This window comes from Leclercia sp. UBA5076 (assembly GCF_002416465.1).
Taxonomy (GTDB): domain Bacteria; phylum Pseudomonadota; class Gammaproteobacteria; order Enterobacterales; family Enterobacteriaceae; genus Enterobacter.
Window position 1 is genome coordinate 77,932 of sequence record NZ_DIAO01000008.1, and the last position, 11,949, is coordinate 89,880.

Here is an 11,949-nt window from a genome sequence, read left to right on the forward strand (position 1 = left end):
CCGGCTTGCCGGGGTCTTTTTTATCATGCGTCGTTGAGCGTCTGCTGGATAGCGGCGGCCTCTTTCGCCGCCAGTACGCGCTCCACGGTATCGACCACCGCCTGGGTTTGCGGGTCGATTTCGATATTCACTCTGTGCCCCAGCTTTTTGCTGCCGAGAGTCGTGCGCTGCAGCGTCTCCGGGATCAGGTGGACACTGAATCGGGTAGGTGTCACTTCACCAACGGTCAGACTAATGCCATCCACGCCAATAAAGCCTTTATAGAGGATGTACTTCATCAATGAAGGATCCTGCACCTTGAACCAGATTTGACGGTTATTTTCTGAGGTGAGGATTTTGGCAATTTCCGCGGTAGTCATAATATGGCCTGACATTAAATGCCCGCCAATTTCGTCGCTGAATTTCGCGGCGCGCTCCACGTTAACAATATCGCCCTCAACCAGGTCGCCCAAATTGGTAATGCGCAGCGTCTCTTTCATTAAATCGAAGCTGATGAGATTACCGTTAATTTCGGTCACCGTCAGGCAACAACCGTTGTGTGCAACCGATGCCCCAGTCTCCAGCCCATCGAGCATCTCGTCCGGCAGGGCGACGACGTGGGTACGGAAATTGGGTTTTTCATCAATGGCCACCAGTTTCGCGGTGCCCTGCACAATACCAGTAAACATGCTTACGACTCCTGTTTGTTCCTTCGGTGTTAACACCGTTTAATCCCACCACAATAACAGTTGAAAATAGAGGTTGCCAGTACCCACCTTTTCTGGCGATTTTTTCACTAGATAATTAGCTTATCCCCGCTACAATAGCTGGACTTCCCCGCATCTTCTTCTTGCTGTTTTTCGCAGCGGCTTTTTTTGCATTCAAATAACAACAATACCAAAGGTGTTCACGTGCAGAAGTACATGATTGAAGCGCGTCAGTTATTAGCTCTGGCAATCCCGGTGATACTCGCGCAAATCGCCCAGACCTCAATGGGGTTCGTCGATACAGTTATGGCGGGTGGCTACAGCGCCACCGATATGGCCGCGGTAGCCATCGGGACCTCTATCTGGCTACCGGCTATTCTCTTCGGCCACGGCCTCCTGCTGGCCTTGACGCCAGTGATTGCTCAGCTTAACGGCTCCGGGCGGCGGGATCGTATCGCCCATCAGATCCGTCAGGGCTTCTGGCTGGCCGGTCTGGTCTCGGTGTTGATCATGCTGGTGCTGTGGAACGCGGGCTATATTATTCACGCCATGCGCAATATTGACCCGGCCCTGGCGGATAAAGCCGTCGGCTATTTACGCGCCCTTCTCTGGGGGACGCCGGGTTATTTATTCTTCCAGGTGATGCGTAATCAGTGTGAAGGTCTGGCGAAGACCAAACCGGGCATGGTGCTGGGCTTTATCGGCCTGCTGGTCAATATCCCGGTGAACTACATCTTTATTTACGGTCATTTCGGCATGCCTGAACTGGGCGGCATCGGCTGCGGCGTTGCCACGGCGGTAGTCTACTGGGTGATGTTCTTCGGCATGCTCTCCTATGTGAAGCGTGCCCGCTCCATGCGTGATATCCGTAGCAAAGCGGGTTTCAGCCAGCCGGACATGGAGGTGGTCAAACGGCTGGTGCAGCTGGGCCTGCCTATCGCGCTGGCGCTCTTCTTCGAAGTGACGCTGTTCGCGGTGGTCGCCCTGCTCGTCTCCCCGCTGGGGATTGTGGATGTGGCCGGGCACCAGATCGCCCTTAACTTCAGCTCGCTGATGTTCGTCCTGCCGCTGTCGCTTGCTGCCGCGGTAACCATTCGCGTCGGTTATCGCCTCGGACAGGGCTCCACGCTGGATGCGAAAATCGCAGCCCGGACCGGCATTGGCGTAGGCATGTGCATGGCCGTCTGCACAGCGCTGTTCACCGTCACGCTGCGCGAGCAGATCGCCCTGCTCTATAACGACAACCCGGAAGTGGTGCTGCTGGCCTCACATCTGATGCTGCTCGCGGCCGTGTACCAGCTCTCCGATTCAATCCAGGTGATCGGCAGCGGCGTGCTTCGAGGTTATAAAGATACGCGTTCGATCTTCTTTATCACCTTTATCGCCTACTGGGTGCTGGGTCTGCCAAGCGGCTATATTCTGGCGCTCACCGATCTGGTGGTGGATCGTATGGGCCCGGCCGGTTTCTGGATGGGCTTTATCATCGGTCTGACCTCCGCCGCCGTTATGATGATGCTGCGCATGCGTTTTTTACAGCGCCAGCCATCCAGCGTGATTTTGCAACGCGCTGCGCGTTAATCACCCGCCAGCCGCCTGCGGGCGGCTACTTTCTCTTCATTTTGCGCGGGAATAGAGCAATCGCGTGAAATCTGAAAGAAAATTGCGGTTTGCCTCTTGCCTCATGCGACCACTGCCGCTAATATCCGTCCCCGTTGTCACACACAACAATGCGTTCATAGCTCAGTTGGTTAGAGCACCACCTTGACATGGTGGGGGTCGTTGGTTCGAGTCCAATTGAACGCACCATTCTGCGTCCGTAGCTCAGTTGGTTAGAGCACCACCTTGACATGGTGGGGGTCGGTGGTTCGAGTCCACTCGGACGCACCATTTCAGTTCTGAAATGGTGCAATCCCTCTTCTTCTCTGATTTATCACTTTCGCTTCGTTTCTGAGTTGCTCATCACCCGTTTTCTACCACACTTAACCTGCATAGCATTTTTCCCATGGATTCGGTAAAAAACAGCAGGTAAACACAATGAAAAAAATTGCCATTGTCGGAGCAGGTCCCACAGGGATCTATACCCTCTTTTCTCTTCTGAAACTGAATACACCGCTTTCCGTCACCGTTTATGAACAGGCTGAAGAGGCCGGCGTCGGGATGCCCTATAGCGATGAAGATAACTCGCGCATGATGCTGGCCAATATCGCCAGCATTGAGATCCCGCCCCTTTTCTCCACCTACCTCGCGTGGCTGCGCACCCAGAGTGAGGCGCATCTTGCGCGCTACGGCGTGCAGAAATCTACCCTGCACGACCGACAGTTCCTGCCGCGTATTCTGCTGGGCCAGTATTTCCGTGACCAGTTCCAGACGCTCATCGCGCAGGCACGAAAACAGGGCTTCGAGATCACTGTCCAGGAGTCCTGCCAGGTGAGCGATCTGCTGGCCAGCGCCGAGGGGGTGAGCATCTGGACCGACGGCAAACTCACTCCTGACCAGTTCGATCTGGCGGTGATCGCCACCGGCCACGTCTGGCCGGACGAAGATACCTCTTCACGCGACTTCTTCCCGAGCCCCTGGTCCGGGCTGATGGAGGCCAGCATCGGCGCGGGCAAGGTGGGCATTTTAGGTACCTCCCTGAGCGGGCTGGACGCGGCAATGGCCGTCGCCGTACAGCATGGCAAATTCATTGAGACCGATGACGAGCAGATCCACTACCGGCTCGATGAGAAGAGCGAGGCGCTGAAGATTGTGCTGATGTCCCGCTCTGGCATCCTGCCCGAAGCCGATTTCTACTGTCCTATCCCTTACGAGCCGTTAACCGTGGTCACGGAAACGGCCATCGAGGCGGCGATCCAGCAGGGCACCACCGGCCTGCTCGACCGGGTATTTATGCTGATGATTGAAGAGCTGACGCAGGCTGACCCGCAGTGGAGCAAGGCGATCGCCCTGGACACCCTCACCGCCGACAGCATCCGCGACGCCTGGTTTGCCGATCGCCAGAAGCATGGCCCGTTCCGCTGGGCGGTCTCTAACCTGGATGAAGTGGAGCGCAACAAGCGGGACCACCACACGTTGCCGTGGCGCTACACCGTGTTGCGGCTGCATGAGGCCGTAGAAAAGATTGTGCCCTACCTGGATGAGACCGACAGAGAACGCTTTAAAACGGGGCTGGCGCGGGTGTTTATCGACAATTATGCGGCGATCCCTTCACGGTCGGTGCGCCGACTGCTGGCCCTGCGCGAGGCGGGTATCATCAGCATCGAGGCGCTGGGCAACGAGTATGAACTGACCGCAGAAGGGAACCGGACGGTCATTCACGCCGAGGGTAAACGCTGGATCTTTGATACCTTTATCGACGCCCGCGGGCAGAAAGCGCTGAAAAGCAAAGACCTGCCGTTTCCGTCCCTGCGCGAACAGCTTGTCTCTGCGGGAGAAGATATCCCCGACGTCGGCGACGATTACACCCTGCTGGCACCGGAGTACCTGCGCGGGCGCATCGCCTTCGGCGCCCTGCCCTATCTGATGCACGATCGCCCCTTTGTCCAGGGTCTGGTGGCCTGCGCGGAGATCGGCGAAGCGATGGCGAAAGCCGCCGTTCAGCCCGCCTCCCGCGTACGCAGGCGGTTGCCGCTTATGGCGGAGTAAAGGCGGTTTCGCAGGCGGCGGCCAACGCCAGCAGCGGCGATTCATCGGCTGCGGGAGAGAGAATTTCCAGCCCCACAGGAAAGCCGCTGCGCGTTCTGCCGCAAGGAAGCGTGATAGCGGCGAAACCGCTGATGGCCGCCAGCTCAGGTGCACATCCGGGCGGCATCTTCTCCAGGCTGTCGGGTATACGGCACACCGTTGGGTAAAGGTACGCGTCGATCCCCGCCTGCTCTGCTACCTGACCAAGGGTGTGGCGCAACCGACGCCGCAACTCTCTTCCGGCGCGCCACGCCGGGGTTTTCAGTGTATCGCAGGCGAGCATCTGGGTCAGGAGCGGTAAAAACTCCGGCAAAAATTGCCCGGATGCCACAATGGTATGCAGATCCGTCGGCGCCCCCGGATGCTGCTTTAACCAGGCATCGAACCCCACGCGAAATTCGAACAGGCTCAGGCAGATTGCTCTCTCCACGTCGTGCAGTATCGGCAGATCGATCTCCGTAAGCGTTGCGCCGTGACGCGCAAGCTGCGCGAGGGCGGCATGCCATACCTCTCCCTGGTGCGAATCGCTCCCTTCCAGGGTGCGGATCACCCCAAAACGCACCCCTTTCAGCGAAACGGATTCAAGGGTCCGTGGCGTCTGGCCGTGGATAATCCAGTGCAGCAGGGCCGCATCCTGCACGCTATGTACCATCGGCCCCACCGTGTCTTTACTGAGGGAGAGCGGCGCGATGCCCTCCATCTGCCCCCTGCGCACCCGCGGTCTTAACCCCACCAGCCCGGTATAGCTGCACGGGATGCGGATCGAGCCGCCGGTATCAGTACCCAGCGCCCCCTCCGCCATTCCTGCCGCCACCGCCGCCGCGCTGCCGCCGCTGGAGCCGCCTGCCGTAATGCCCAAAAACAGCGGGTGATGCACATCGCCGCCAAGCGAGCTGCGGGAGCGGACGTCGAAAGCAAACTCGGACATATTGGCCCGGGCCAGAATAATCGCCCCGGCAGCCCGCAGACGGCGCACCACCAGCGCATCCCCTGTGGACCGAAGCGCGGCCAGGGCCTGACACCCTGCCGTTACCGGCAGTCCGGCGCAGGCGATATTATCTTTGACCACCAGCGGCACGCCGTGCAGCGGCCCCAACGTCTGGCCGCGACGCCGCTGCGACTGGCAGAGGTGCGCCTGGGCCTGCGCCTCCGGGTTGATGCCGAGGATTGCGTTCAGCTGCGGCTGCCCGGCAATGATCGCCAGCCGCCGGGCTATCTCTTCGGGGGCATCCCGGGGAGGAATCAACCGACTCTTTTGCATATCGTCCTCTTCACAGTCATGCCGGAGGCCAGCGCAGCGCGCCGGTCTCCCGTTGCAATCAGTCCCGCAGTCCGGAGGTGATGGCATCCAGCGCTTCCGGATGCAGACGGATCTCCGCGGCGCGACGGTGCCCCTGCATCCCCTCGGTACGGCTCTGGCGAATGGCCGGTTCCGCAATCGCCGCGATGCCCTGCTCGTCGATCCACTGATGGGTACAGATTTTAACGTAAGCTCCCACCCACAGCCCGCCGGTGTATCGTGCCGCCGCCATGGTTGGCAGGGTGTGGTTGGTGCCGCAACATTTGTCCGAGAAGACCACGCTGGCGTTCTGGCCGATAAACAGCGAGCCGTAATTGCGGATTTTCGCTGCCGTGCTGTGCGGGTCGCGGGTATGGACCTGCAGATGCTCGGTCGCCATATGATCCGCAAAGGCGATCAACTGCTCTTCGCTGTCGCAGACCACGATTTCACCCTGACGACGCCAGGCTTCGCCCGCGGTCGCGGCGGTAGGCAGCGTCATCAGCTGGCGCTCAATTTCTGACAGCACCCCCTCGGCGATCGCCCGGCTGGTGGTCGCCAGCCCGACGCGGGTGTGAACATCATGCTCGGCCTGCGCCAGCAGATCGGCGGCAATAATGCGCGCATCGGCGCTGTCGTCGGCAACGGTGAAGATCTCGCTCGGCCCCGCCAGAGCGTCAATCCCCACTTTGCCAAACACCTGGCGCTTGGCCTCGTTCACAAAGGCGTTGCCCGGTCCGACAATTTTATCCACCGCCGGTACGCTCTCCGTTCCCCAGGCCATGGCCGCCACCGCCTGAGCACCGCCAATTTTAAAGATCCGGTGCGCCCCGGCCAGGTGACAGACCGCAATCATCGACGGGTGCGCCGCGGGCGGCAGACAGGCGATAATCTGCTCGCACCCGGCAACCGTGGCGGGCACGATGGACATCACTGGCGCGGAGAGGATCGGATAGCGGCCCCCCGGCACATAACACCCCACCGTCTGAACCGGAATAATGCGGTGCCCCAGATGCACGCCAGGCAGAGTTTCCACCTCCAGCGGCTGCATGGTGGCAAGCTGGGCCTCGGCAAAGCGCCTGACCTGGGCGATGGCAAACTCGCTGTCGCGGCGGGTCTGTGGGTCCATCTCGCGCAGCGCGGTCTCAATCTCCCCGGCCGTGACTTCAAACTGCGCGGGCACCACCTTATCAAACTGCCGCGAGAAATCTCTCAGGGCCGCGTCGCCCTCGTCCTTTACCCGCGCAATAATGCCACCGACCGTGTCGGTTAACGATTTGTCGGCCTGCGCATCCTGCCCCTGGGGACGTTTGATCCAGCTCACCTGGTCAACAATTGACTGTACAGACATTATGCTTCCTCCATTTGACCCAGTTTGATTTGTGCCAGCAGCGCCAGGTGATCGTAAAGCACCCACTCGTCGACAATTTTGCCGTTGATAATGTGGTAGTGAGACATCCCCATCACGAACAGACGTTTACCGGTCGGTTTACCCAGCTCGCCGTAGCCCAGGTGATGGCCCTCGATGATCCAGCGTATCGCTACTTTCGTGCCGCCTTCGTCGCACGGGTTGGAGCAGATGTGCTGCGGCAGCCAGGCGCCGTCAGGGATCATGCCGATCAGGGCCAAAGTCTGGTGCGTCACCGATGCCGTGCCGTACAGCTCTTTCATCAGCGGGCCGTGCCACTGAACGTTCGGCGCGTAGACCTCTTTGATCTTGCCGAGCATCCGGCGGTTATAGATTTCGTGCATCCAGCGCAGGCACTGCTCTTCGGTGTCGGTATGGGCGATGGAGACATCACAGACCATCTCCGGCGGATACTGCCCCAGCATGCGGCCGTTTTCACCGATGTCGGTAACGCGAAAGCCCTTGTCGAACTGCTCTTTCGCCATGTTAAAGGCGATTTCATCGGTGTTCAGTCCCAGCTGCTTCATCAGCGACATGTTGTCGCTCACCACCCACTCGCGATAGATCTTGTTCTCGTGGATCATGCAGTCGGCCACGGTGCGGGTGACGAACGTTCGGTTAGTCGGTTTGCCGAGGTGGCTGAACTGGGTATGGCGCCCGCTGCCGGTCACCAGGTGCGAGGTGTAGAAACCGTCCACGTCGTTACCGTTCCAGATCACCTGGGTCGCCATGCCGCGGCGCTCCGGAAAAGCCACCAGGCGTTGCAGCGTATCCTGCACCACCTGCTCGCGGGTATAGAGAGTACCCAGCGCGTTATATAAGACGCAGTTGTGCGTATAGTGGGTGTAAATTAACCCCACGTCGCGTTCATCCCATATTTTATGGGTGCAACGGACAATATAATCGACAATATCGGTATAACACTCATCGAACCCACGTAATGATTGCGCCCGCGGACGTTTCTCCGGCACTAAATCAATAAAGTCGCGACGCTCAACCTGTAATACCGGTTCATCACGGGTGAGCTTATTATTTTTTTCAGGTACGGCTGGTGCTTTATTTGTTGCTTCAGTTGAAGACATATAAACCCCTGCTTCTGTTTTCAGACAATACGATCCCGCACCCGGAATGGATGGAGAATGGAGCCGCAATATTTATTGCGGCGGATTTAAAATCGTTCAGGTAAGAAATATATCGGAGGCGGACCTCCGGTTAATTCACGATTTGCGACCAGATAGCTAATTCATCAATACCAAGATATTCGCGAATAATTAAACCATCGCGTAATTCAAGCTGACTGATACCGGTGATCGATACCGGTTTACGGGTCGGCACGCCAAACTTGCCATATCCGTCGTGCCAGGTCAGGAGCGACCAGCGCAGCGAAATGCGCACCGGCTCGCCAGGGTCCCGGCGTACGATAAGGTGGTGCAGCTGCACTTCGCTGTCGGCAAAGGAGGCGCGGTATCCCGACAGTAGCGCGGCAATCTCCTGCTCTCCCGTGCCGCTGCAGTGGCCCGGCGCATAGAGCGTGGCGGCAGGATGATACAGACCCGGCACGGTGCCGCTGTTCCCGCCCGCCCACATGATAAGATAGCGCTCCACTACCCCGGCAATCGGCCCTTCGACATCATCCCCCTCCGGGCCACCCGCCCAGCGGGCGTCCAGCGTTTCGGCGGTCGCCCGGGGAATACCCAGCTGCTCCTGCATGCCCGCCAGATTGCGCGCAAATTCCTGCACGTTAAGTCCGAGCTGAGCAACAATCGCCGCTCTGTCCTGCAAAAGCCACTCCTGGCGCACCGCGCCGTCGGCACAGATACGGTCGGCCCAGGTGCGCACCCAGAGGGTTTTGCCGCTGGGTGCGCCGAAGAAGCCTTCGCCCATATGGCGAATGCAGGCGATGGTACGCTGGGCGGCGTAGTACTCATTACCGGGATTCTCGGTCGCCAGAATGTCCTCGGTCAGCACGGTGCGCTGGGGAAAGCTGTGCATCGCCTCCAGGGTCAGGCGCATAAACTGCGGCAGATCGGTCAGCTGTTTTTCCGGGGTGATAAAGACCACCGGCGTAGCGTAGAAGTCGGCAAGCTGACCGATATCCTTTTGTTCCCAGACCACATGCGTCAGGGTGAGAATAAACTGTTGGATGGAATCGAACTGAGGGCTGAAGCCCGGCAATCTGCTCATTTGTCCTCCTGCGTCTGGAACATGTAATAACCCTCGGCGTCGATAGCCCCCGCATGCGGTCGGCGTGCGGAGTGGCGTACCACCAGTTTGCCCGGCACGGTAATTTGTTCAGGCTCGATCGTACCGCTGTCGATCTGCTTCATCAGTAGCTCCACCGTGGCGCTGACCATCGCCTCGACGGGCTGTGACGCGGAGGTTAATGCATAGGAAGCCCAGCCGGAGGGGCCGATGTCGTCATATCCCACAATCGAGACATCTTCCGGGATGCGCAGGCCAAACTCGTAGCGCGCCACGTCCATGACGATCACCGCCATATGGTCATTGGCGACAAAAATGGCGTCCGGCGCGGGGGATGCGGAGAAGAGCGCATAGGCCGCACGGGCCGTCTCCTGGGCATCGTAATTGCCGTTCACCACCCGGACATCGTCAATGCCCTGCTCCTGCAAAGCCTGCAAATACCCGCGGTGACGGGCGATGTTGACGGACGAGTCCGCCACCCCACCTACGTAGGCAAAGCGTTTATGTCCTGCCGCCAGTAAAAATTCGGCAATCTGGCGGGATGCCGCCTCGTTATTGCTGTTGACGCTCGACGCCATTCCGCTCTCTTCGCTGCGGTTAAACAGCACCACCGGGATCCCGGCGGCAAGGCACTCCTGGGAGAGGTCAAGCGACAGGGTGACCGAAGCCAGCACGATGCCGTCTACCCGATACTGCATGATCTGGTCGAAAATCCGGTCAACATTCCCGTCGCGATCGCCGACAAACAGCAGCAGGTGATAGTTAAGGGTGTCCAGCTTTTGCGCCAGCGCCTCAAGCACCTGGGGATAAAACTGGTTATCAAAATAGGAGATCACCACGCCGATGATCCGTGAGCGGGCCGTGTTAAGCGAGCGGGCGATGGCGTTAGGTCGATAGCCCAGCTCACGCGCCGCCTTGAGCACCTTCTCACGCGTTGCCGGTGAGATGCTCGCCCCCGGCGTGAAGGTGCGGGACACCGCCGATTGTGATACTCCCGCCAGCTGCGCCACCTGTTGAGAGGTCACCGCTGTAAAAGTCTTACGTTTCATTACCGTGAGTTCCTTATCCCTGTTACTCCCCTCATCGGCGCTTGTGGCAGGGCTATTCCCTGTCACCGCGCCGCAGGAAGCGGGTACTTTTTATACTTACACCATGTTTGCATGCGTATGCAACAGCCTAAATTATTTTTTTCACAATGGTGATAAACGACCTTTACAAATTTGAAACCTTTTCGTAACTTCAATTTTTGAATACGTATGCAGAGCAATATTCACACCGTCAATTGTACCGGGCAGCCTGGTCAGTATCCAAAGGGATTGAGCCGGTAAACGTTGTACTTGACTGGTTTTAACCCATTACGTTTTAAGAGGTTCACAACCATGTTTCGAGCACTGTTACGCCGCCCCGAAGCCCGGCTCTTTTTTATCATCAGCGTGTTGTTTTTTATCTGTATTCACAGCATTGATGCGTTCCTGGCCCCGATGATGATCAACCAGGGGATGGAGCCGCAGGTGATGGGGATCATCATGGGGGCCAGCGGCCTCGCCACGCTGCTGATCCGCTTTCCACTGGGGATTGTTTCCGATGTGGTGAAGAGTCGAAAAATCTTTATCCAGGGGGCGCTGGTCCTGCCGATTATCGCCTGGCCACTGGCGTGGCTAGAGCCTAACGCCCTCACCCTCTATCTGGCGAAGGCGGCTGACGGCGTCACCGCTGCCACCTGGGTGCTCTACAACATTTTGTTTATTCGCTATTTCGACCGCAAAGATGCCCCTGCTGCGGTGGCCTTTCTGGCGCTGGCGGGACCGCTGGGGGTGTTTCTCGGCAACTGCATCGGGGGCCTGTTGATTCACTATTTTGAGAACAACATCGCATTTTTCGTCTCCTGCGTCTCGGCGCTGGTGGCGCTGTTTCTCACCACCCGCATCCAGGATGTACACGATCCGATCAAAGCCCCGACGCTGAAAGCCTGTATCGCCGGTGCCCGCCTGCAACTGGCCGATCGTTCGGTGTGGCTGATTGGTATTCTGGCGACCCTCGTCATCCTGGTGCCTTTTGCTACCCGCGATACGCTGACGCCGATCTATGCCGAGCAGTTAGGCGGGCGTGCCGGGATCTTAACCCTGCTGAGTAACATCCATCTGATCTTCTACGCCCTCGCCATCGCCCTGTGCAGCAGCCTCTTTTATCAGCGCCTTGGGCTGATGAAGACGGCGGTGCTGGGCATTGTCCTGCAGGTGGTGTCGACCTTAGGCATCCCCTTCACCAGCAATATGTATGTCATCTATCTGTTACAGGCGCTGGCGGGCTTCTCCTTCGGGATGGCGTTCGCGGCCTTTATGTCCCTGAGCGTGGTTAACACCACCTCCGATGAGCAGTCCACGCGCATGGGTCTGTTCCAGACCATCTACTCCTGCGGCATGTTTGCCGGGCCGGTGATCATGGGCGTGATGATGCAGCACATTAATCTGTCGTCCGGCTATCTCTTTATTGCTGCCCTGTCGGTTATCGCGGCCATTGCCACCCCGCTCTCCGTGCGCTGGGTGAATAGCCGTAAAACGCCGCCGTCTGCGGAATTATCCCTTAACGCCCCACTCGCGCCCGCGCGCGACCAGTAATATTTATCACCCAAACATTTATCCCGGCCCGCCGGGAGGATAGTTGTCATCTTAATTATGCGAGGAAGAGAT

9 protein-coding genes and 2 tRNA genes are annotated in these 11,949 nt (G+C 58.6%); 5 read left to right on the forward strand and 6 right to left on the reverse strand.

Translation table 11 applies throughout. The features are described 5' to 3' along the window. Positions 1 to 23: 23 nt before the first annotated feature. Positions 24 to 668: a riboflavin synthase subunit alpha gene (locus B3X29_RS07735; RefSeq protein ID WP_103179352.1), complete on the reverse strand. Its 645-nt coding sequence runs from the start codon at positions 666 to 668 to the stop codon at positions 24 to 26. 222 nt (positions 669 to 890) lie between these two features. Here B3X29_RS07735 and mdtK point away from each other — a divergent pair, with 222 nt between their 5' ends. The 4 genes from mdtK (at position 891) to B3X29_RS07755 (ending at position 4,331) form a co-directional block, all read left to right on the forward strand. Continuing rightward, positions 891 to 2,264: an MdtK family multidrug efflux MATE transporter gene (gene mdtK / locus B3X29_RS07740; protein WP_159339047.1), complete on the forward strand. Its 1,374-nt coding sequence runs from the start codon at positions 891 to 893 to the stop codon at positions 2,262 to 2,264. Between the two features lie 151 nt (positions 2,265 to 2,415). Then, positions 2,416 to 2,492: transfer RNA gene (locus B3X29_RS07745), tRNA-Val, on the forward strand. A gap of 4 nt (positions 2,493 to 2,496) precedes the next feature. Continuing rightward, positions 2,497 to 2,573, forward strand: a tRNA-Val gene (locus tag B3X29_RS07750). Between the two features lie 147 nt (positions 2,574 to 2,720). Beyond that, positions 2,721 to 4,331, forward strand: a complete 1,611-nt coding sequence (locus tag B3X29_RS07755; RefSeq protein ID WP_159339048.1) for an FAD-NAD(P)-binding protein — start codon at positions 2,721 to 2,723, stop codon at positions 4,329 to 4,331. Here the strand turns inward: B3X29_RS07755 and B3X29_RS07760 are convergent. The 5 genes from B3X29_RS07760 to B3X29_RS07780 form a co-directional block, all read right to left on the reverse strand. After that, positions 4,318 to 5,631 carry an amidase family protein gene (locus tag B3X29_RS07760; protein WP_159339049.1) on the reverse strand — a complete coding sequence of 438 codons (1,314 nt, stop codon included), beginning with the start codon at positions 5,629 to 5,631 and terminating at the stop codon, positions 4,318 to 4,320. The two genes, B3X29_RS07755 and B3X29_RS07760, sit on opposite strands and share 14 nt — an antisense overlap. A gap of 58 nt (positions 5,632 to 5,689) precedes the next feature. Further along, positions 5,690 to 7,000 carry a histidinol dehydrogenase gene (hisD, locus tag B3X29_RS07765; RefSeq protein WP_159339050.1) on the reverse strand — a complete coding sequence of 437 codons (1,311 nt, stop codon included), beginning with the start codon at positions 6,998 to 7,000 and terminating at the stop codon, positions 5,690 to 5,692. Next, positions 7,000 to 8,139 (reverse strand): ester cyclase, encoded by a 1,140-nt coding sequence (locus B3X29_RS07770; RefSeq protein WP_103823897.1) that lies wholly within the window; start codon positions 8,137 to 8,139, stop codon positions 7,000 to 7,002. Before B3X29_RS07770 ends, hisD begins: the two co-directional genes overlap by 1 nt. A 130-nt stretch (positions 8,140 to 8,269) precedes the next feature. After that, positions 8,270 to 9,241, reverse strand: a complete 972-nt coding sequence (locus B3X29_RS07775; protein ID WP_159339051.1) for a nuclear transport factor 2 family protein — start codon at positions 9,239 to 9,241, stop codon at positions 8,270 to 8,272. After that, entirely contained in the window at positions 9,238 to 10,308 is a 1,071-nt protein-coding gene (locus B3X29_RS07780; RefSeq protein WP_159339052.1) for a LacI family DNA-binding transcriptional regulator, read from the reverse strand. The genes B3X29_RS07775 and B3X29_RS07780 overlap by 4 nt, the downstream gene beginning before the upstream one ends. Before the next feature lie 330 nt (positions 10,309 to 10,638). Here B3X29_RS07780 and B3X29_RS07785 point away from each other — a divergent pair, with 330 nt between their 5' ends. Continuing rightward, the gene (locus tag B3X29_RS07785) at positions 10,639 to 11,877 is read left to right on the forward strand and encodes an MFS transporter (RefSeq protein ID WP_159339053.1); all 1,239 of its coding nucleotides are present in this window, start codon (positions 10,639 to 10,641) and stop codon (positions 11,875 to 11,877) included. Positions 11,878 to 11,949: the final 72 nt, after the last annotated feature.